Origin of the sequence: Clostridium sp. AF02-29 (genome assembly GCF_934835585.1) — a bacterium.
GTDB lineage: Bacteria > Bacillota > Clostridia > Lachnospirales > Lachnospiraceae > Otoolea > Otoolea fessa.
In genome coordinates this window covers 1-21,629 of the sequence record NZ_CAKVZK010000025.1, presented here as the reverse complement: position 1 = coordinate 21,629, position 21,629 = coordinate 1, and the positions used below count along the sequence as shown (strand labels likewise).

At 48.5% G+C, this 21,629-nt stretch carries 20 protein-coding genes and 2 pseudogenes; 3 read left to right on the top strand and 19 right to left on the bottom strand.

The window, feature by feature from the left end; translation table 11 throughout:
- Positions 1-100: 100 nt before the first annotated feature.
- From PUQ60_RS07620 to PUQ60_RS07555, 13 genes are all read right to left on the bottom strand, one after another.
- Entirely contained in the window at positions 101-958 is an 858-nt protein-coding gene (locus tag PUQ60_RS07620; protein WP_273379857.1) for a glycerophosphodiester phosphodiesterase family protein, read from the bottom strand.
- Positions 959-1,008: 50 nt separating this feature from the next.
- Positions 1,009-3,810, bottom strand: a complete 2,802-nt coding sequence (locus PUQ60_RS07615; RefSeq protein WP_273379855.1) for an SMC family ATPase — start codon at positions 3,808-3,810, stop codon at positions 1,009-1,011.
- Positions 3,807-4,991, bottom strand: a complete 1,185-nt coding sequence (locus PUQ60_RS07610) for an exonuclease SbcCD subunit D (protein ID WP_118524606.1) — start codon at positions 4,989-4,991, stop codon at positions 3,807-3,809. The genes PUQ60_RS07615 and PUQ60_RS07610 overlap by 4 nt, the downstream gene beginning before the upstream one ends.
- 186 nt (positions 4,992-5,177) lie before the next feature.
- Positions 5,178-5,504, bottom strand: coding sequence for a cupin domain-containing protein (locus PUQ60_RS07605; protein WP_107000176.1), 327 nt, complete (start codon positions 5,502-5,504; stop codon positions 5,178-5,180).
- Positions 5,505-5,643: 139 nt separating this feature from the next.
- The gene (locus tag PUQ60_RS07600; protein ID WP_273379851.1) at positions 5,644-7,620 is read right to left on the bottom strand and encodes an RsiV family protein; all 1,977 of its coding nucleotides are present in this window, start codon (positions 7,618-7,620) and stop codon (positions 5,644-5,646) included.
- 231 nt (positions 7,621-7,851) lie between these two features.
- Complete coding sequence (gene cdd / locus PUQ60_RS07595; RefSeq protein ID WP_118293287.1) at positions 7,852-8,274, bottom strand: cytidine deaminase; 423 nt, start codon at positions 8,272-8,274, stop codon at positions 7,852-7,854.
- A complete protein-coding gene (gene udp, locus PUQ60_RS07590; protein WP_022359925.1) occupies positions 8,267-9,049 on the bottom strand; it encodes a uridine phosphorylase in 783 nt (260 codons plus the stop codon). Before udp ends, cdd begins: the two co-directional genes overlap by 8 nt.
- 43 nt (positions 9,050-9,092) lie before the next feature.
- On the bottom strand, positions 9,093-10,280 hold the full coding sequence (locus PUQ60_RS07585) for a phosphopentomutase (RefSeq protein ID WP_270252399.1): 1,188 nt from the start codon (positions 10,278-10,280) through the stop codon (positions 9,093-9,095).
- A 49-nt stretch (positions 10,281-10,329) separates the two neighbouring features.
- A complete protein-coding gene (locus PUQ60_RS07580) occupies positions 10,330-11,346 on the bottom strand; it encodes an alpha-hydroxy-acid oxidizing protein (RefSeq protein ID WP_186854973.1) in 1,017 nt (338 codons plus the stop codon).
- Between the two features lie 149 nt (positions 11,347-11,495).
- Entirely contained in the window at positions 11,496-12,857 is a 1,362-nt protein-coding gene (locus PUQ60_RS07575; protein WP_273417134.1) for an MATE family efflux transporter, read from the bottom strand.
- A gap of 106 nt (positions 12,858-12,963) precedes the next feature.
- Positions 12,964-13,311, bottom strand: a complete 348-nt coding sequence (locus tag PUQ60_RS07570) for a hypothetical protein (RefSeq protein ID WP_273417135.1) — start codon at positions 13,309-13,311, stop codon at positions 12,964-12,966.
- A 389-nt stretch (positions 13,312-13,700) separates the two neighbouring features.
- Positions 13,701-14,228 carry a VanZ family protein gene (locus PUQ60_RS07560; protein WP_118293292.1) on the bottom strand — a complete coding sequence of 176 codons (528 nt, stop codon included), beginning with the start codon at positions 14,226-14,228 and terminating at the stop codon, positions 13,701-13,703.
- A gap of 945 nt (positions 14,229-15,173) precedes the next feature.
- Entirely contained in the window at positions 15,174-16,373 is a 1,200-nt protein-coding gene (locus tag PUQ60_RS07555; protein WP_118293294.1) for a helix-turn-helix transcriptional regulator, read from the bottom strand.
- Between the two features lie 150 nt (positions 16,374-16,523).
- On the opposite strand from PUQ60_RS07555, the gene PUQ60_RS07550 reads away from it, so the two are divergent.
- Positions 16,524-17,873, top strand: coding sequence for a hypothetical protein (locus tag PUQ60_RS07550; RefSeq protein ID WP_273482896.1), 1,350 nt, complete (start codon positions 16,524-16,526; stop codon positions 17,871-17,873).
- Between the two features lie 61 nt (positions 17,874-17,934).
- Here the strand turns inward: PUQ60_RS07550 and PUQ60_RS11465 are convergent, their stop codons facing one another.
- The 3 genes and pseudogenes from PUQ60_RS11465 to PUQ60_RS07540 form a co-directional block, all read right to left on the bottom strand.
- On the bottom strand, positions 17,935-18,066 hold the full coding sequence (locus PUQ60_RS11465) for a nucleotidyltransferase (RefSeq protein ID WP_333493374.1): 132 nt from the start codon (positions 18,064-18,066) through the stop codon (positions 17,935-17,937).
- A gap of 44 nt (positions 18,067-18,110) precedes the next feature.
- Positions 18,111-18,383, bottom strand: a complete 273-nt coding sequence (locus PUQ60_RS11460) for a hypothetical protein (protein WP_337376214.1) — start codon at positions 18,381-18,383, stop codon at positions 18,111-18,113.
- Positions 18,384-18,523: 140 nt separating this feature from the next.
- Positions 18,524-19,549: pseudogene (locus tag PUQ60_RS07540) on the bottom strand (phage tail tape measure protein); the annotation flags it as partial.
- Here PUQ60_RS07540 and PUQ60_RS07535 point away from each other — a divergent pair.
- Entirely contained in the window at positions 19,547-19,948 is a 402-nt protein-coding gene (locus PUQ60_RS07535) for a DUF3990 domain-containing protein (RefSeq protein WP_337955627.1), read from the top strand. The pseudogene PUQ60_RS07540 and the gene PUQ60_RS07535 overlap by 3 nt on opposite strands.
- Positions 19,929-20,171, top strand: coding sequence for a hypothetical protein (locus PUQ60_RS07530; protein ID WP_273482895.1), 243 nt, complete (start codon positions 19,929-19,931; stop codon positions 20,169-20,171). The genes PUQ60_RS07535 and PUQ60_RS07530 overlap by 20 nt, the downstream gene beginning before the upstream one ends.
- A 346-nt stretch (positions 20,172-20,517) precedes the next feature.
- On the opposite strand, the gene PUQ60_RS07525 is transcribed toward PUQ60_RS07530, so the two are convergent.
- From PUQ60_RS07525 to PUQ60_RS07515, 3 genes and pseudogenes are all read right to left on the bottom strand, one after another.
- Complete coding sequence (locus tag PUQ60_RS07525; RefSeq protein ID WP_243176556.1) at positions 20,518-20,685, bottom strand: hypothetical protein; 168 nt, start codon at positions 20,683-20,685, stop codon at positions 20,518-20,520.
- Positions 20,686-20,841: 156 nt separating this feature from the next.
- On the bottom strand, positions 20,842-21,291 hold the full coding sequence (locus PUQ60_RS07520) for a hypothetical protein (RefSeq protein ID WP_243176557.1): 450 nt from the start codon (positions 21,289-21,291) through the stop codon (positions 20,842-20,844).
- 1 nt (position 21,292) lies between these two features.
- Positions 21,293-21,517, bottom strand: a pseudogene (locus tag PUQ60_RS07515) (VOC family protein); the annotation flags it as partial.
- Positions 21,518-21,629: the final 112 nt, after the last annotated feature.

The window sequence follows — 21,629 nt, the reverse complement described above, 5'->3', positions numbered from 1 at the left end:
TCTCGATTTCGTAATAATCTCTCATTATTAAATTGTCTTAGCCATTATAGCAGATTTTCATAGAAAATCAACTTTTCCAACATAATTTAGGACTTTCTCACTATCTTTTAGGATGTTTTTTGTTGAAATTTACGAATTGATCCGGCTCGAAACTGTCAAAAATAAAAACATCAAACTGTTTCCGGTGCCTGTTTAATTCGCCCTGGTTTTTAATCGTCCACGCCGCCATCTTACATTTGTAGAAATAGCGCAGCATTTCCACCGGAAGCGTGTTGCTGAACTGGCAGTTGTACGCAATGAAATCCGGTTTGCAAAATCCGTTCAGCATACAGTATGTAAGCATCTCCCGCACAATGACCGGCGTTTTCAATCCCTCGCCGCGGTGATTGGTCGCAAGCTGTCCGCGCAAAACATTTGGACGATGGCGCTTAAACCAGCCGAGTGCCAGCGGACTGAACGATTCGATGCAGTACTCACCCGGATAACGGTCTAAAAGCACCGCGCATTTCTCGCACAGCTCCCGGTGGACAATCTCCGTTTTCAGCTCGATGATAAGCGGTGTGCGTCCATCCGCCAGCTCAAGCACTGTCTCAAAGGCTGGTATCGTCTGGGATGAACCAAACAAACGATAGCTTTGCAGCTCTTCAAAGGTACAGTCTCGTATCTTCCGGTCAACGCCCGCCGCCCGCTTCAGATCCCAGTCGTGAAATACGACCGGAACCCCGTCTTTTGTCAGCTGTACATCCAGCTCGATCCCATATCCCATCTGGATCGCGCGCTCAAACGCCGGGAGCGAATTTTCCGGACATTCGCTCCGGTTGTCATGAAATCCCCGGTGGGCGATGTATTGCCGCTCAAATGCCTGCATTCTCGCCTTCCGCCCCGTCTCCGGCAGCATACTGCAGTAAAACAGAGATAAGAGCGATATCGTCACCATCCCTGGAATTACGATTGTCATATGTAAATAGCCTCTTTTCTTTCGTCACACAACGGCTCTGCGCCGTCCTACTAATCTTCTATCTCCCAATGCACCTGGCTTCCACCATTTCCTTTTTTTACCACCAGCTTGTGTCCCATCTCCTCTTTCAGCTCCGTCACGTGGGAAATGATGCCGATCAGGCGTCTTCCTCCGGACAGCTCCTGCAGCACCTGAACCGCCCGCGTTCGTGATTCCTCATCCAGGGAACCAAATCCCTCATCAATGAACATCGCATCCACCTTCACGCTGCCTGCCGCATTCTGGATGACATCCGCCATGCCGAGCGCCATCGCAAGCGCCGCCAGAAAGGATTCTCCACCGGACAGCGTTTTGACGTCCCGGACCCGGTCAGTCACAAAGCTGTAGACATCCAGGTCAAGTCCCACTTCTCCCTGTTTTCCCAGATCAGCCAGACCGCGGCATTGAAGTTCAAAGGTTCCTTTCGTCATCCGGCGCAGGCGGCGGTTAGCTGCCTGTATCATCTGGCGGAAATACTGGCGCTGTACATACGTCTGGAAATCGATCCGCGCCGCACCGCTCAGTTTTCCGTCCGCCGTCTGGTAAAGCTCGCTGATCTGCTGTTTTTCCCGGTCAAGCTGCTCCCGTTCCTGCAGATACACCCGAAGTGCCGCATATGCATCCTCGTTGCGCGTCCGCACCGACATATGTTCCCGGTGAAGCCGCGACCAGCGCGTTTTTTCCTCTTCCCAATGCCGGATCGCCTGCTGGATTTTTTCTTCCGGATCTGTTTCCGAATCTGCTTCCATATGTTCCCGGAGCGAAGATAAGCTTCCCTCCAGCTCCCGGCATTTTTCCCGGCACTCCTGTGCTTTCTTATCAACCGCTGTCACCGCCTCTGCAAGTGTTTCCAGCTCCCGGCTGCGCTTCTCAAGCTCCACCCGGAGTGTCCGGCTGTCTTTCCACTCCAGCCGCTTCGAGAGTTCCTCCAGCTCATTACGTCTCGTCTGGCTCTCGATCGCCGCCTGCTGCACCTCACTTCTTTTAAGCTCCAGCGCAGCTTCCAGCTTCTTCTGTCCGACTCCGTTCGCCTCCCGTTTCTGCCGGATCGTTTCTTCCATGGCAATCCGGTCAGTATAAGTGATTTCCGCCTGCCTGCATCGCCGGATTTCTTGTGCCATCTGCCGGAGCTCCTTCTCCAGAGCATCCGCATCCGGCTGGGCTGCCGGGCTGTCCTGATTTTGGCCGTACAGCTTTCCCTGGATCTCTATCCGTCGTCTGCTCTCATGTTCCAGCGAGATCTGCGCCTCCTGGCACGCCTCAGCGGCTGTCCTCTGCTTCTGATCGGCATCATCCCGCCCGGCACGCAGCGCTTCCACCTGTTCCTCCCGGATCGGCTCTGTCTCCAGACGGCAGGGAGCCGGGTGTTCCAGCGAGCCACAGACCGGGCACGGTTTTCCTTCCTGCAGCTCTGCCGCCAGAAGCCCCGCCTGCATCGCCAGAAAGCGGCAGGACGCGTCCTGATACAACTGATCTGACTGCTGGTACGCCCGCGCGGCTGCCTGAAATTTTTCCTGGCGTTTTTCCAGTGACTTTCTCCATGTCCGCTCCGCTTCACAGCATTTCCCTAACTCCTGAAAAACCGCCTGGCGCCGTTCCATCTGCTCCCGCCGTCCCCGGCATTCTGCCAGGGCAGCGCGCGCCTCTACCGCCTTCCGCTCCTGATTTCGAAGTATTTCTTCCTGTGTACGGCACGTTTCCAACTGATTCTGCATTTTTTTCAGGTTTTGGGTCAGAGCCGTCCGCTGATGTTCCAAAGTTTCATATGCCTGCCGTTTTTTCTCCTGCTCCGCATAGAGCGGAAGCGCATCCTGCATCCGCCGGATCTGATCCTCCAGCTCCGGTTTCCGGCTCTCATAGGCTGCGGCAGCTTCCCGGCACCTGGCCTCCATCTCCCGTCCAAATGCTTCCAAACGGCTCTTTTCTTCCAGTACCCGTTTTTCCTTTTTCACAAGCTCCAGATGGTTCTGTCCGGCGGCAAGCTTCTGGATTGCATTCTCTTCCAGTCTCCCCGTCTCTTCCTCGATCCTCCGGCTTTCCTCCGACAACTGATGCAGAAATGCAAGCAGTTCCGCTCCATTTGTCCGGTACCGCTCTTTCAAAGACTGCCATCTTTCTTCCCACTCCGGAGCTACCGCCTCCTCCGTCCTGGGAACCGTCACCTGCCGGATGACTTCCTCGCACCGGGTCTTGTTATCCTCCAGCCTTCCATACAGCGTCCGATCTGCCTCCCGCAGCTTCTGCTGGATTCTACCGTAGATCCCGGTATGGAAAATGCGCGAAAATATCTCTTTTCTTTCTTTGGAGGATGCATGGAGCAGACGGATGTATTCGCCCTGCGCGATCATCGTGATCTGCGAAAACTGATCGCGGTCCACGCCCACGATCGCCCGGATCTTCTCATCGATCTCACGGATCCGGCCGGACATCTCACTTCCATCCGGCAAAAGCAAAGACGCTTTCGGCGCCACACTCGTCGCCGTGTATGCGCCGTCCTTATTTTTCCGCTTGCTGAGGCGCGTGTATGCCGGACTGCGGCGGATCGTATAATCCTGCCCCTTATCCTCAAACGTCAGTTCCACCCAGGTCTCCGCGTCCTCCGGTGCATACTGGCTGCGAAGCATCGCGCCCTCTCTCCCGGCGCCGCTCGCCGCCCCGTAGAGCGCAAACGAGATCGCGTCAAAGATCGTCGTTTTGCCTGCCCCCGTATCGCCCGTGATCAGGAACAATCCCGTCCCCGCCCGTTCGAAATCAATCTGCGTCACGCCCCCATAAGAGCCAAACGCCGACATTGTAAGCAGCTTCGGTTTCATACGCGTTCCTCCTCCTCTGCCTCTTCCACCATGCGCGCCAGAATCGTCTCCTGTTCCTCTGTCATCGGGCAGTGGCGCACCGCCTCATAAAAAGAGGCAAATGCCTGAAACGGCGTCACCGCCCCTTTTTCCTCCGGTTCTTCCTCCAGTCGTTTCCGCGTCCTCTCATTGTCCACCCGGATCTCCAAAATATGCGCAAATAACTCCTCCAGGCGTTCCCGGAAATCGTACATTTCTTTTTCGTCCGTCAGGACCACGCTCACATACGCGTCCGCGCGTCCGCTTCCATCCGGCATCTTTTCCATCGTATCTGAAAGCAGCTTGAGTTCTTCCAGTGTCCCCCGCACGCGCTTTACATCGGGATGGCAGAGAATCGGCAGACGGCGGATCTGCGGCTCACTTCCTTTTTCTCCCAGTTCCACCACCGTGATCCCCTTCTGATGGTGTTCTTCACTGATCGAATATTTGTACGGCGTCCCACAATAGCGAAACCGCTCCTGCCCTACCTTCTGTGCCCCGTGGATATGCCCTAACGCCGCATATTCAAACGGTTCCAGCACCGACGCATCGATCGCATCCAATCCTCCGGAGGTCAGCACCGCCGTCTCCGAATCGCAGGTTTCCGGATTCTGACCGTTCCAGACAAAAAACTGGTGCGCCAGAACCACATTGCGCTCCTGCTTCCGGATCGTCTCCCGCGCCAGGAGTTTCTGGAATGCATCGGTATAACCATTGGTGTCAAACAAATGGCGCACATGACCCGGACGGATAAACGGTACCAGATAAAAATGAACCGGTCCCCACTCATCTGTAAGTGTGACCTGCTTTAAATACTCCGTCCGATCTGCCGGCGGCAGCGCCGCGATATGGATCCGGTGGCGTGCCAGAAACGATGCGCCATACGCCAGCCGCTCCGGTGAATCGTGATTTCCCGCAATGATCAGGATCTCCGTCCCCGGACAGCGCCCGGATAGCTCGGTCAGAAACCAGTCAAAAAGCGTATACGCTTCCCCCGCCGGGACCGATTTATCATAAATATCCCCGCATATCAGAATCGCATCCGGCTTCTCTTCCTCCGCATATTTAAGTATCTGCAAAAACGCATTCTTCTGGCTCTCGCGCAGGCTATAGCCATTTAACATTTTCCCGATATGCAGATCAGAAAGATGAAATAGTTTCACGCAGGCACACCTCCTTTTTCTTTCTTTGATCCACTGTTTTTTTGATTTCCAATTTTTTCCGCTTAAACATATAGACATTTTCCGGACATATATGGCAAAAAGCGCCGACACATCGAACCACTTCCCGTGCCAGCGCCTTTTTTGGTTACTGTGAACCGTTACCTTTTTCTGTTTTGTTCTTCACTCTTAATCCAGCTGGATCAATGCCATAAAGACCAGATCTTCATCTCCGGTATTGGCAATGCCATGACCACAGCCATCCGGCGTGAAGGTCTTATCGCCGACGGTAACCGGACGTTTCGTTCCATTGTCATCGTACTCGCCCTGTCCCTTGATGATATAATACGTCTCGCTCTCGCCGTGGTGCTCATGATAGCCCAGGGAACATCCCGGTGCGATCGTTACCTCGGCAAACATCTTACATTTTGCATTTAACTCATTGTCATCCAGAATGTATTTTACAACTACCTGTCCTTTGCCGCCGTTCGCATTTTCCTTAACAACTGTCTTCATGCTGCTTCCTCCTCATCCTGTGCCATTCTTTCAGATTCGTTCGACACTATTTTTCTATGGAGTATTATAAGCGATTTTTTTCTCAACTTCAAGATCTCTACTTAAGCGCAATCCGCATTTGTTGCAGTTCAGAAAATTCCTACTTGCTAAGTTCAATCCGCATTTCCAACTCGCTGTACGGAATTGTCACCTCCGGGAATCCTTCCGCATACGATGCAATCTCATACGGCGCATAATAGAAAACCACGCCCGTCTCGCTCAGATAAAACGGCGATTCGTAGCTGATGCCGTCTGCCACCGTATGTTCCAGATCCTCCGGTGATTCAAAGGCAAAATTTGTCTTTTCCGCCAGCTCCCGGAATGCCGCACCAACCTTCGCCTGCAGCTCCTCCACCGGATTCTCGACCACATCGCTCAAAGACAGGCGTGCCCCCGTTTCCCGGTCAAAGACAAAATACTGGCGGAACGGCGTTCCGTGTGCGCCGCCCGTATATTCGTATCCATCCGCACGGACGCAGACATAATGATCATCCAGATACGTAATCGCGTCATCTCCGTCGATCGTAAGCGCCATCGAATAGATCGGCTGCGCTGCATCCGCCTCCTGCGGAAGTACCTCTTCCTCCGATCCGTCCGTTTCCGCTGTATCGATGCTCATCTCCGTATCAAGATTTATGGAATCCGTCCGCGCCGCCGACAGAATCGACGCCTGCAGCTCCTGCATCGTCTGGTTCATCACCTCGACCGCATCGCCCTCTCCGTCAAATACCAGCCGTTCTGCGTACACACTTCCCAGCTCCCGGCTTCCATCCGCACTCTTTAACGTCTCCGACTGCGCCTCGACATGCCCCAGCTCCCGGATCGGAGACTGGAACAGAACCGGATCTAACAACGTCACTTCCCCGCCTGCCGCATCATCCAGCGTTTTTTCGCCCAGATAAACGCCGTAATCCTTAAACTGCTGGCAGTATGCCTGATTTCCCGTCACATAAAAATTACCATACATAGAAAAATCATTCGTCATGCCCGGCTCTTCCTCGACCGTAAAAAGCGCATTCTGCGCCTCGGCGGCATTTGCCGCTGCATCTGCCTCCGCATCCGCCGCAATCCGCTTAAACAAAAACTCTCCCGTGCTGGTCTGGGATGCCTGATTTTCCATCAGATACAAATATCCGTCCTGATACTGCACCAAGCTGATATTTTCCGCCGTCTCATATAAAAGCGTCCGTTTCTCCGGGTCGGAGACCTCATAGCGGTAACACTGCGTATTTCCATTGCCATCCCGAAGCAGGGCAAAGAATGCGTCCTTCGCAAACAGCACCGACGATGTATTCGTAATATCCGAAATCTCCCTCGGATGGCTGCCGTCCGCATCCGCAATCACCAGGCAGGTTTCATTCTGCACTGGCATATACCCAAACTGTTCCGTATAATATGGAAGAATCCCATTAAACAGCTCGCTGCAGCCTGCCGGAATCTCCCCGTAGATCGTGTCTGACGGTGACAGCTCTCCCGCTGTTTTGCCATTCTCATCGAGCGTATAAATGACATTCATATTGTAACCCTTGACATACAGGCGGTTCTTTGACGCATAGAGCACCGACGGCTGATCCGTCAGATCCGCTAAATGCTCTTCCACACCGCTCTCCAAATCCAGCCGGTACAGCCCATAAAGCTCCGTGCCCTGTGTGCTGCCACTCTCCGCCTGTATCCGGTCAAAATACAGCCCGCCTCCGTAGACCCAGAAGGTGCTGTTTTCATCTCCTGTGTCAAACTGGCAGAGCGTCTTCATCTCGCCTGTCTCCTTCGAAAGGGAACGGATCTCCGTGCGGTATTTGAGGTACAGCATGCCATTCTCCTCCAGCACCCGATCCGCCGCTCCGAGCGCCGTGCTGACCGCGCCCTCCGTTTCCTCTGCCGCCTGTGTCTGCGCTGTTGTCTCAGCCGCCGGTGATTTTTTGCACGCTGACAGGGCTGCCGAAGCAGCAATCAAAAACATCGAAGCCGCCAGCACTGCCCTATACCCTGTCTTTTTCTGAACCTTTTTTCTCTGGTTCTGCTCTGTTCTTCCCTGATTCTGTTTCATTTCTTCCCGTTTCCACTCTTTCTGAGCCATCCGTCCAAACTCCCCACACTTTTTCTATTTTTCATCGGACCTGCGTCCGCTTTTTCTTCTGAATACAGGCGGAAATGGTGAATCCATCCCCGCCTGTCATACAGTGTACCCTGTTTTTTTTGCAATGTCAAAAGGTGTTCCAATATATTAAGTTATATTAATGAAACTGTAAGATTACAGTGCGCGGGTCTTTGACACCTGCATACCAGCTTTATGAGGCAATCGGCATTCCTACTGCAAATTATCCGGTCCGAATCCCATCGGTAGAAGCTCCGCCAGTGTATAGACCTTATATTCCTTCACCGAACGTGCCAGAATGATCTGAAACGCATCCTCATGGCAGAATTCCTTCATCACTTGACGACACACGCCACAGGGCGCACACCAGTCAAATTCCGAAGCTCCTTCCGGGCCTCCCACAACTGCAATCGCTGTGAAGCTGCGTTCACCCTCACTGACTGCCTTAAAAAAGGCAGTGCGTTCCGCGCAGTTTGTCGGTGTATAGGCCGCATTTTCAATATTGCAGCCACGGTAAATCCCGCCTTTTTCAGTCAGCAGAGCCGCCCCCACCTGAAAATGAGAATAGGGTGTATAGGCCATTTTCCGTGCTGCGAATGCTTCCTCGATGAGTGTTTCTATCCTCTCATTATTCATTCTTCGCATCCTCCTGAATCAAGATACGGATGGCTTCCACCGCTGTCCGGATTGCTGCCTCTGTATCATGGGCCTGTTCATTGGACAGGCCTTTTTTCGCCCGCTCCTGATTAGCCAGAACCAGGAAGCAGGCACCTACACGCACCCGAAGGAAGCTGCCTGCGATAAACAGTGCTGCTGACTCCATTTCCGATGCCAGGCATCCCATCCGAAGCCACGCCTGCCACTTATTTTCAAGCTCGTAGCTGACCGGCATCACCTCCGGCTCATGCTGACCAAAGAAGGAATCCTTCGACTGTACAACGCCCGCATGACAGCGGAACTTCAGATTCTTCGCTGCACGGATCATGGCATTCATAACATCCACATGGGGAACAGCCGGGTACTCAATGGGAGCGTACTCTCTGCTGGTTCCTTCCATGCGGATAGCTCCGCTTGCAACTACGATATCTCCGCCCAGTACATCCTCCTGCATACCGCCACAAGTGCCCACACGCAGAAAAGTATGGGCTCCGCACTTGGATAACTCCTCGATAGCGATAGCCGCTGACGGACCACCGATGCCGGTTGACGTCACACTGACTTTTACCCCATCGATGGTTCCCGTATATGTGGTATATTCACGATTATCCGCAACTAACACCGGATTCTCAAAATGTTCTGCTATCTTCTTGCATCGCTTGGGGTCCCCCGGCATGATGACATATCCGCCGATATCCTCCGGGCCGATTCCTGTGTGGTACTGTTTTCCCGTTCCTTCTGTATAATCAACCATATAATCGCCGCCTTTCTGTTTTTAACTTCAAGTCCAATGTCATTTATTTTATCTGATCCAGAATAGAAGTTCCGATGGTCCCCTCCGGCATTCTGACACCGAAATTATCCGCAATGGTCGCGCCGATAACGGCAAAGGTGTCACTGGTATCAAGCTTCCCACTTTCCGTATCCGACGGTGAATACGCAATAAATGGGACCTGCTCTCTCGTATGATCCGTTCCCTTGTAGGTTGGATCATTTCCATGATCCGCCGTCAGAATCAGCAGATCGTCCTCACGGAGCAGCGGCAGAAGCTCTCCCAGCTTTTTATCAAATTTTTCGATCTCTTCCCCGTATCCCACCGGATTTCTGCGATGTCCCCATAACGCATCAAAATCTACCAGATTGGTAAAGCAAAGTCCCTTGAAATCCCGCTTTGCGATATCGATGGTCTGCTGCATGCCATGTACACTGCTGTCGGAATGATTGCTTTCTGTTATCCCTTCTCCCACAAAGATATCGTTAATCTTTCCAACGGAAATCACATCATATCCGGCATCCTTCAGGGCATTCAGCGCCGTCGGTCCGGTGGGTTTCAAAGCATAATCATGGCGGTTACTTGTCCGTTTAAATTCGCCGCGCTTTTTGCCCACATAGGGTCTTGCGATAACACGGCCAACTCTCCACTCATCCCGCATGGTCAGTTCTCTGGCGATCTCACAGTAATGATACAGAGTTTCCAGTCCCATGGTCTCCTCATTGCCACAGATCTGAAGCACAGAATCCGCTGATGTATAGACAATCAGCTTTCCTTCATTCACTTCCTGTTCACCCAGCTCCTCCAGAATCTCCGTTCCGCTGGCTGCCTTATTGCCGATTATCTTTCTGCCGCAGCGCTTTTCCAGTTCGTCAATCAGTTCCTTGGGAAATCCATGTTCTGTAAATGTGATAAATGGCTTATCCGTCCGGATTCCCATCATCTCCCAATGACCGGTCATGGTATCCTTACCATTGCTTGCCTCATTCATCGCCATAAAATATCCTTCCGGATGTTCTGCCGGCTTTACCTGCTTAAGGGCCTTGAGATTGGCAAGTCCCAATCTCTGCAGATTCGGAATATCCAGATGTTCCACTGTTTCTGAGATGTGCCCCAGCGTATCCGCACCGGCATCGTCAAATCTCGCAGAATCTGCCATGGGACCGATTCCCAGGGAATCAAGTACAATTACAAACACTCGCTTAAAACGCATACCACTCACCCTTTCTACTAATTTTTGCTATATTTGATAGTTTACTTTTTTACACTCTCACACAGTCGCGGGTAATTTCAGCAAGGGAAGATACGCCGCACATAGCCATGGTATCTGCAAGCTCACTTCCAATCTTCTGGATATAAGCTTCGACCCCTTCTCGGCCTCCGCCATAGACAGCTGTGACGAAAGGTCTGGCTATGATAACCGCATCTGCCCCCAGTGCCAATGCTTTAAACACATCGGTGCCGGAACGGATTCCGCCATCCACGAAGATTTTCATGGAACCGTCCACTGCCTTTGCTATTTCCTCCAGAACTTCTGCAGTTGCCGGGCACTGATCCAGGACTCTTCCTCCATGGTTAGATACCACGATAGCTGCTGCACCGGCCTCTTTAGCCTTCAAAGCACCTTTTACCGTCATAATTCCTTTTACAATAAAAGGTACTCCTGCTGCCTTCACGATCTCACGAAGTTCCTCCACTGATTTACTTCCGGCCGGCGGATTGAAATTTTTCAAAAATGGAAGACCTGCCGCATCGATATCCATGGCAGCCGCGAAAGCACCTGCATCCTTGACAAGCGCCATCTTTTCACGAACCATTTCCACATTCCATGGCTTCACTGTTGGAATTCCCAGTCCCCCTGCCTTTTTGATAGCTTCCGTGGCAGCCACCATCACATTGCTGTCCATTCCGTCTCCTGTAAAAGCAGCAATTCCAAACTCTGCACAGGAAGAAACTAATATATCATTGTAAGAAACATCATTCAGTGAATCGCCGTAATGCATATTCACGGCTCCCACCGGACCTGCAAAAAACGGATACTGAAAATTCTTTCCAAACAACGAAAGAGAGGTATCGATGGGACGTTTCTCCACCAGTGTATCCATCTGGACACGGATTTCCTTCCATTTGTCATAATTCCGAATCGCCGTATCTCCGATTCCTTTGGCTCCCGGACCCGGCATCTGATTCTTGCAGGCTCTTCCGTTGCATTCCGGACAGGCCTTGCAGTAATTTCCCATTTTTCCTCTTGCCAGTTCTAAACATTCTGCATAATTCATTAATCTGGTTACCTCCCTGTCACTTTCATGTGGTCTCGAAATCCTTTTGTACTTGATTCTGCGAGAAATTTTTTTGACAGCTGCATCATTTCCGGTAAGCAGCTGTCCACCACTCAAAACAACCATTTCACATATGATATAATAAAAACCTATCCCTTCTTCGGCCTCTTCTCAAATCCATGCACCCAATTTCCCCTTAAAAACAAAAACAGGAAAATCACGGAGCTGATGCTCCAGGTCAGTGGGTATGCCCAGAATATGACCCGGATATCCGGAATCAGACGCACTGCCAGTGTGATGTAGCTGACACGGAACAGACACCATACACAGAGCAGAACGATCATGGGCACGGCAGCATTGCCGGAACCCCGGAGTACAGCCGCGATACAGTGAGTAAATGCCAATAAACAATAAAACAACGCAATGGTTCTGGCCTGCATCACCCCATAATGTATCACATCCGGATCACGGTTGAATGCTGCAATCAGCACCGGTGCTGCCGTATATATGGTGATACCAATCAGTTCTGCAATGGAGATGGAGCAGAGGATACCGAACTTCGCACCTTTCTTTGCTCTGTCATACTGCTTTGCCCCAAGATTCTGTCCCACAAAGGTAGTTATCGCCATAGTAAAGCAGGTCACCGGCAGGAAGGCAAAACCCTCTACCTTAGAATAAGCTCCGCAGCCTGCCATGGCCATTTTACCGAATGCATTGATGTTGGACTGTACAAACACGTTGGCTATGGCAATGACTGAGTTCTGGAAACCGGAAGGTACACCATTCTGAATAATCTGCCTCAGCATATGTCTGTCAAAACGAATCTCCCTAAGCTCCAGCCGGTAATCTTCCTTCACCCGCATCAGATGCACCATACAGAGAATCGCGCTGACAAACTGGGATATAGCCGTTGCCAGGGCTGCAGAGCCCACTCCCATGCCAAGTCCTGCGATAAAGAAGATATCCAGCACCACATTCACACAGGAGGAAATAATCAGATAGAGCAGCGGATGGCGGCCGTCCCCCACCGACTGCAGGATTCCAACGAAAATATTGTACATGACTACACCCAGAGAACCTGCAAAATAGGTTTGAAAATATACAATCGATTCTGGAAGTACATCTGCCGGTGTTCCCATCAGTACCAGAATCTTCGGTGCCAGATACATTCCCGCAGCCGTCAGTGTGATTCCGGCCACCAGACCGAAGGCTGTGGTTGTATGAATCGCTCGCTGGAGATAATCCTTGTTTTTCGCCCCATAATACCTGGCAATTACCACACCTGCTCCCATGGCAATACCGTTAATAAAACCTACCATCAGGAAAATCAGGTTTCCTGACGAACTGACTGCTGCCAGCGCATTGCTGCCAAGATAATTACCTACAATCAGAGAATCCGCTGTATTATACAGCTGCTGAAACAGATTCCCCAGAAACAATGGTATGGCAAATAAAATAATCTTCTTAGAGATACTTCCCTCTGTCATCCTCGTTTTGCTTTCAGCCCCCATAAAACCCCCAAAATTAATCATATTTATGCACACAGTCGATGACTATTCATCGCCCCTCTGCACGCATATGTTCTCGATCTCATTATAGCCGACTGCCAGCAAATTCTCAATACTTCTTGCGCTGAGTGTGTAGCCCATTGGCTGTGATTAACAGTGCTAATCGGAACACATCGTTTTTATGTTTCTTTATATTTTTGCTGTCAACCTGATCTCCATTTAACTTGCGTTCTTTTAAATCCAGCCACGCTTTCGCCTTAAATGGTATCAGGCAAGTCGGACTTAATACCGGAATGCCATCAACCATCTTTTGTCCGGTTTTTAGCAACTCATAATACGCTTCATTTAAAAGGATTGCCGACAAACTAGATATTTCATCATCTATCAGAAGCGGTGTGAGAACTGTATCATCTTCCAATATAATGAAATCCGGATTTCTGGAAAATATCTCTATCATATTAAGCAAAATTTCCACTCGATGAGCGGAAATTCTACAATATCTAAACTACTTCTTGAATTTATATTTTCCTTTTCCATGACCGGATACTGGTTCAATAATGTCTGCCTTTACCAAATTGGAAAGAAGTTTTGAAGCACCTGAACCTTTCAGCTCAAGAAGCTCCATAACTGCACTTCTTCCAAACACCTCATGCCTTTTTGCAGGTTCGTATAGTTTGCACGAACAAGTGCATTTCGGAAATACCACGCATTTTCCGTAAAAATATCATTAGTTGCAGAAAACCCAAGTGTCCTTAAATATTTAATGAAGAACACTGCCGTTGTTCTCGTATTGCCTTCCCCTATGATATGGATTTGCCATAACCTTGAAACAAATACCGCAGCCCTCTATGAATGATGCAAACGGCGATGCACCGCATCGATTATCCGCATCACCCCATATCCCAGACAACCGCCCAATGTATTCATAACTACATCGTCCAGCTGGCAATATCCTCTTTCTGTCACAAGCTGCATCCCCTCGATCATCATCGACAACAGCATACTGATCAAAAGCATCTTCCACCATTTGGCACACCGCCTTTCTGCCAACGGCAGCAAAACTCCAAGCGGAAGAAACATAATCACATTCTCAACCATATATGCCCTGGACTGCCAGGTTCTGCCCCATGTCTCAAACAGCTGCCAGTCAATCCCCGTTCTGGAACCCGACTCCCGCGAAAAAAACGCCTGAATCCACACAACCGTTTCATATACACCCAATAAAAAATAATAATACACCTGCGGTCGCTTCCATGCCTTCTCCCCGGCAACCAGCCGCAATAACAAAAGCATCATAATCGCCGCTCCGACTCCCATGGGAAGGTACGAAACCGGTTCTTTTATATCATCTAACAATATTTTCCAAAATTCCAATGAGGTTCTCCAATTATTGTTTTTGTTTTATCATGATACCCATAAATCACTAACTCACAAGCATGCAACAGCCCCTCTTTCCGTCTTCACAATATTTTTCATCTCCACCACTTGTACCCCTTATACCCAACTGCCTTCCTCAATTATACCGTTTTCTCCTGCTTATAGGCAATCCCCAAAATTGAGTACTGTTACTGTTCACGCATACGTGCCCAGTAACGGAATTTGCCGTGGCTTCGCATTTAAATATGGTGAATTCCTGCTGCCACCACGTTTTCTTACGGCACTTTCGGTTCCAAAAGTGTCTATCCGTGAACCAATGTCAGTAAGTTAAGCAACGGTAAGCGATGAATAATCCACCGTATTGCCCACTGCCCCCTTGGTATCCTTCGCCTTAAACAGGCAGTGGTTCATGGTGTTCAGGTGTTTGATTTTCAACATCAATCAATCCACTGCAGCGTTCCTTTATAAAGTCGCCCCACGGTAACAGCTTTTCTATACCTGCGGGCTCATTTTTGTAGTCCGGCATATAAAGTAGTACTGTGTAGAGATACCGGAATATATGGCTCTCATTCTCCGGAATGGTGGCTCTCATCGCACAAGAATATTCAGTTTTTTGTAGTTGTCCTAAGAAAGGAACATACCTATGCAGATGCATGCCTTACCCGGTTCACTGACAAACGGCACTGTTATCGTTTAAAAATGAATGGAATCAGCATGCGGGATACAGATAAATAACTGTATTAACCTCACCAGTGGCACTGCGTGCCAACATAGCGGTGCCCCGCACCGTTCGAAATAGAATGGCTGCACCGTTTAACCGTAACTTGCACAATTATAGAATTTTCATCTGCTTATAAGCAGTCTCAAAAGTTGCATACTGACTTTTTAGGGCAATATAAGCAAACAGGGCTACCACACCAGAATGCAGTAGCCCCTATAAAATTATACCATCCCAGATTTTCCCTTATCCTCCGTCTTATAATACCCTCTAGCCAGTAATATATCCCGCGGCATCTCATCTGCCTTATTTCCAATCTTATTGTATCTATACGAATACGCCATTTTTCTCAACTGCATGATAAACTCATTCACTTCCGCAGATGATTTTAAACATTTCTTAGCAATATTTCTTACATCTGATTCTGTCAGAAAATAAATTTCATTTTCTTGAAACTCACTCATAATTTTATTTACTATTTCCCTATAAACTTCCGAGCGCTCACAAAGCAATTTCATGTTTTCTTTCACTACCGCAATTGTCGAATAGTTTAATTCCAGCGCAGGCAATATTGCTTGTAAATCCTCATTCCGCAGTTCTTCCCTGCTCAGAAGCATCCGGTGGGTTGTGGGACGTCGCGTCTCTGATGCAGAAGAAGTGGACAACACCTCTGCAATCCGGAAATCCTGGGCACCAAAATTAATTTTAAAAAGCCGAAACATCAAAAAGCAAAATTCATCAAGCTCATCACTATACATATTACAGCTCAATGCTGTTCCATACGCGGTAATTGCTGCATATCCCATATATGTTTTGTAATTAATCTCCCCCTCCTTATTTACTTTCCCTGTATTTATTGTTAAAGTTGCTTGGCACCACTTTCCTGCTTTCTGCAGTTTTAAGATCCCCTTTAATATTTTATTTTTATCCTTATTTTCCTTCGAATTAGTCGGACAATAATAACAATAATACTCCTGTAGATAGCCCTGAAACAGAGCGTGCTCAGGATTTGTTATCAAATTTTTTCCATGTGCTAACATAAGCTCTGGATTTGGCTCCTCCTGTTTTTCCTTCACCAATACTTCTTCGTGCCGTTCATTTAATTTATTTATATCTACGTAATTCGTATATTTTACATTTTCAGCATTTATATATTTTTCAGGATTAAATTCCAGTGAAACCATTTCATGCACAGGAATTTTAAAATAATCACAGCAGCCTAGTAAAAATGCTGCAGAAACACGTTGTTTTCCATTTAAAATTTTATTCACGCTCGACCTTCCCAGTGATATCGTTTTTCTAGGCATATCTTCGCTAAAGCTCATCTGTGTCCATCCGCAAGCCGACAATAACATTCTTAAATTTCTTCTAAAAATATCATCCAGTTCATTACTGATATTCTGGTAATTTTGATTACTTTTCATGTTACCCCTCCATTTTCTTATAATTATATAACTCATTTCCAATAGTAACAACAATTTTTCATGAACACATCATTCACACATTGTCGAACTACCTTTCATATAGTATTCTAGTCTTAGCAAAAACATTTTTTACCAAGGAGGTTACGCAATATGGAGCTCATCAAAACTATGATCAATCATGTATTTATCCCCATCTTAACAATTCTCTTCATTTGTAGCGGACTGCTCGCAGCTGTTACATCTGCAACTATCGAGTACAGCGTATTTATCAGCCTGTTCACCTCCGTGCAGCAGATTTTTATTTCCCCATCTCTGCTTGCCCTTTTATTTGTGATCCCTCTCGAATACACAAAAATATTTTCACACTATCTGAACGGCAAACTTCATGAGGCATCACCCTCTTTCTCAAAACACTTTACACGGAAAGTCGGGGTATTGGTACTGATCCCCACATTAATTTCCCTTGCCTGCTCGATCATTTTTTCCATTAATGCTCTCGATTTGGCTTCCTACAGCTCGGATTCTGTCAATGCCCAAATAGCAGAAATCACCCAGTCCTGTGAGGAAGACATTTCGCAGAAACAACAGAGTTTAGCTATGGAAAAATCCCAGCGTATCGCTCCCTATCAGGCAAGTAAAGAAACTGCGTTCGAAAACCTGAATAGTTTCACCTCTTCCAATTTAACTTCCAGTCTCGCTAAACAGAAGTTAGCTTTTCTGCAGGATTCCGCTTCACTGACAGCCAGTGAATACGCGGAGAGAGAACAGGAGTTCGAGAAGGACTTTCAGCAGAAACTCCATGAATATCAGACCGAACGTGAAGCTCAGCGTGACAGAGATTTAGCAGCTCTCACTGACCTTTCCGATGCCTCCGTTGCCAGTCAGTATGACAATCCTCTGCTCGCCCATACCTTAACGGTACTTTTCGCACACCGAAGCTACCCCCGAAGCTGTTATCTGGTCATTTCCATCGTAATCAGTCTGGCTCTCTCGATATTCTTAGAACTGTTTATCAGCTTCTCCCAGGAATTTATCGCCCAGCCTTTGGACTTTTTAGCTCCGGCTCCTGATCCATCTCTTACGGAGAAAACCCGCCGCTGGTGTAATGACTGCATTCTCCTATTCATCAAGGCCATCTGCGGGATAACTCTCTACATTACTATCATGTTTTTTGCCCAAAAAGCAATTGCTACAAACACGATTTACCGGGGAATACTCTCCTATATGCTGACCTATTGGCTGATAAACCGACTGCCCAGTCTTATAAAGAAGCCTTCCGATAATAATAATGCTCTTTATTCTGATATATATTATACCGCCCGTGAATGCTTGCTTCAAGGTGTTGTTGCGTTTGGCTTTTACCTTCTGTTAGGTTTTCTCTTCGGTGAGACCGCAGTCAATATATCTGTCTCCACTGTGGCAATCGGTATGGGGTCTTTTTTGGCAGCTACTTTAAACCGAATTCCACAGGAATTGCTTAAATTCCAGAGCAATCCATAATTTCCCTTTTCCCCTAAATAAGCAAGGCTGCCGCACCAAAATGCGGCAGCTCTCCAGTATATCACAAGTTCTCAAACAGCTCCGCCTTATACACCCCATCCTCCAACATCTTCCTAAAACTTTCCCTTACCGCGCCAACATCCTCCTTATAAGTCATGCCATACCAGATATCATTCGTTTTCAGCACCTTCACAGAGATTCTCCCCTGCTTCAGCAGTTCACCAATAAAGATAGGAATCAGATAGGATTCTGCGGCACTTCCTTCTCAAAAAACTCCTTAAAACCAGCTTCCAGCACATCCTGGAAATCCGGCGTCAGCCCCCACATATTCATGGAAACCAGTGAATCCGTATCAATAGAAACGCCATCCGTTTCCGCTCCATTTTCCGTCTTCACAATATTTTTCGTCTCCACCACTTCCGTCAGATTGCTCTGCCCGTCCATCTTGCAGACACCACGCGTCACACCGCCATTATCAGACAAGGTATTCTTCAAAACAAAACCTGCCATGCAGGACTTTCCGCCATTCACCAGATACTCGTGAACCGCCTTAAAGCCTTCCTTTCATCATTCACTTTCCCCTCATACTGTTTGCGTTTTACGTTGTACTAGCTTCATACGATATATCGTGTTATCAATAGTTTTGTTTCGCTGGAATTCATCAGGGCAAGGAAGCCGGACATGGCATTCTTGCCGACCAGTGCCTCTGCATTGAATGCTTTTTCCGATTCGGTCAAACCGGAGAAAGCCACACGACAGTCTGCGAGGATATCGTTCAGGCTTCTCATACTGCCATCCGCATTACTGGTAGCAATTGTGACCTCGCCAATATTCTCACCGACAAAGGTCACTTCACCGGCAAGGTTGTTCATGATGGATCGCAACGAAGTACCGGCCTGAGAAGCCTTGATACCACTGTTTGCCATGAGACCGATGGCTTCTGCGGTATCCTCTGCCGAGAACCCCAGTGCACCGGCGATAGGTGCACAGTACTTGAACGTCTCGCCCATCATGCTGACATTGGTGTTCGCATTGGAAGAAGCAGCTGCAAGAATATCTGCAAAATGCCCGGAATCCGCCGCAGACAAACCGAAAGCGGTAAGGGCATCCGTGACGATATCCGAAGTCGTGGCGAGGTCTTCACCGGATGCCGCCGCGAGGTTCATGATACCCTCGATGCCGTTCAGCATGTCAGAAGTCTTCCATCCGGCCATGGCCATGTATTCCATCGCCGAAGCCACCTCGGATGCAGAGAACTTGGTCTTTGCACCCATCTCACGGGCTTTCGCACGGAGCTGGTCAAAGTCATCCCCGGTCGCACCGGAAATGGCAGATACCTTACTCATCTCGGAATCGAAATCGGCTGCGGTTTTTACTGCTGCCGTACCAAGACCCGTTACAGCGGCAATCACCGGCAGGAACTTCTTACCGACATTCTCCACATAAGACCCGATGTTCTGGAGCTTTTCTCCGGCTTCATCGATTTTGGCAAGAGTCGCATTGGTAGTAGCCGCCTGATCCTGTAAGGATCGCAGATTCTGTTCGGTCTCCACGATCTCACGCTGAAGAGCAGCATACTGCTGCTGGGTGATCTCACCATTGGCAAGCTGCTCATTGGCCTGCTGTGAGGCAGTCTTCAGAGTTGCCAGCTTTTCCTTGGTAGCTTCAATGGCATCCTTCCAAAAGATTTCAACCCGGAAGACGGACAGATATCTGTTTACAAATTCCACTACGATCCCAACATATTAGCTTACTGTTTCCAAGGAGCCTCTGTTGAATGGCTTCATTTTGTAGCAGAAAACCGAAAAAAGGATTTGTTCCCACAACTTTTGAAAAAATACGGCACCATCGACATCATCGGTGGAAAAATTGCAGATGACCAAACAGCCCACACCTTACAGCAGTATATCGGTGGCGTTGACTTTGGTATCCCCGGCACACCGAAAGCAGACAAAATAGCTATTGAAAAACTTCTTCCCAATCGCCTAAAAGACCACTTCTGTTTTCGCACGCAGGACGCCGTTAATCATCTTGAATATATAAGGAGTGACCGCTATGGAGATGTCAAACTATAACTTCACAGATACGCAGAAAGAAAGCTGTGCTGTCAGTCTCATGCGCGATACGGTCAAAGAACTCGCTTTGCGTGATACTATGTCCTATGAAGATGCACTGTTACGCTTCATAAATTCAAAGGTATATAAAACACTTTTCGACTATGATACCGGAATTTGGAGAGAAAGCCCCGACTATCTTCTGAATCTCTATGACTATTGCAATTCTAAAAAGACTGCCTAAGTTTTCTTTCTGCTTGACTAGCACTACTACATCGGCTATACTTTCAACAGTGATCAGGTTTCGGTAACCTTGCGAGGTCCGAGGCCGGGAAGATGACCTCCGGGCCACCTTCTTTCTCCCCCAGTTGTGTACGACTGGGGGATTTCTATGCCTTACCACCAGACGATTGTGCTTATTTCGTTCGTAATATAAGCACGGTTGTCTGGTTTTTGCTTTAGAACATAACGATAAAAAGGCAGTAAGGGCTCTTTCCACACTTAGTTGATTTCACAGCGAAATTGTTCATGAAGCAGTACTTTTGCCTTCAATAATTCAAAACTATTTCTGCCATACATAATACGTTTTATTACTTTGAGTTGCGGTCTTTTAGACGGCCCATCTTCTCCTTTACCTTGTCCGGCACATCAATCAGTCCGAACCGATAAAACATTCCGTATATGTAGGTCATTCCCCGGATATCACCCAGAGCTTTCGGGCGGTCTACTACCTCCCCTTTAATATTCTTCAGCGCCAAAACTATAGAACTCCACGCCAGACTTTTACTCTTCTCTCGGCGGTCGATCCACAGTTCTTTTGTATACTCGCCATTCCTGCCCTTTTTAATTTCGTAAGAGAATGGCAACCCGGAGTAGATCTTAAATTTCACTCCAGCATAGGTCAGAACCACACCCTAGAAGTTTTCTTCTGTCGGATTAGCCCTCCATCGCTTCATTGCTCTGTATCTCCGCTGCCGCTCTGCCCCAACACTGATCTTCTCCTTTTCTGTACTTGGGAAGTACACGCCTTTCTGATATGGCAGATACGAAGTAACAGAGACTTTGGAAAGTTTCAGGGTGTTTGCAGTTGAGAGTATGGAGGTTTTGTAGTCTTGTGTTTCACGGTATTCTTCAAAGGTAGCTTGCACCTTCTCCGCCACTTCTGATTCATACACACCTGCCGTGATGAGGAGCTTTCTTACTTTGATAGGGTTAAGGTTCAGCGCATCTGCGATGGATTGGAGGGAGCATTCCTCCCCATAAAGTGCCACAGCAGCATCCATCTGCTCTTTCAGATTCTTCCCGGCATCATACTCCGGCTTCAGCTTCTTCCGGCCACCACCGGGCTTTCTGGTTTTCTTCATTTTACTCATGCAGCTCCAGCGGCAGTCCATCCGGGTCGTGGAAGAAAGTCATCTTCTTGCCGGTGTAATCATCCACGCGGATTGGCTCGCATTCAATGCCTACCTCCGCCATTTCATTCACCGTCTGCTCCACGCTATCAACGCAGAACGCAAGATGGCGTAGACCACAGGCCTCTGGACGGTTTACACGCTTCGGAGGATTTTCCTCAGCGAAAATCTCCAGCTCCGTGTATGCGATAAGCAAAGAACTGCGAATTTACACAGGTTTTATAAATAATACCGACAAAGAGCTGCCGACCATTATTGCATTTGAAGATATATTAGAGATTGGGGTGAAT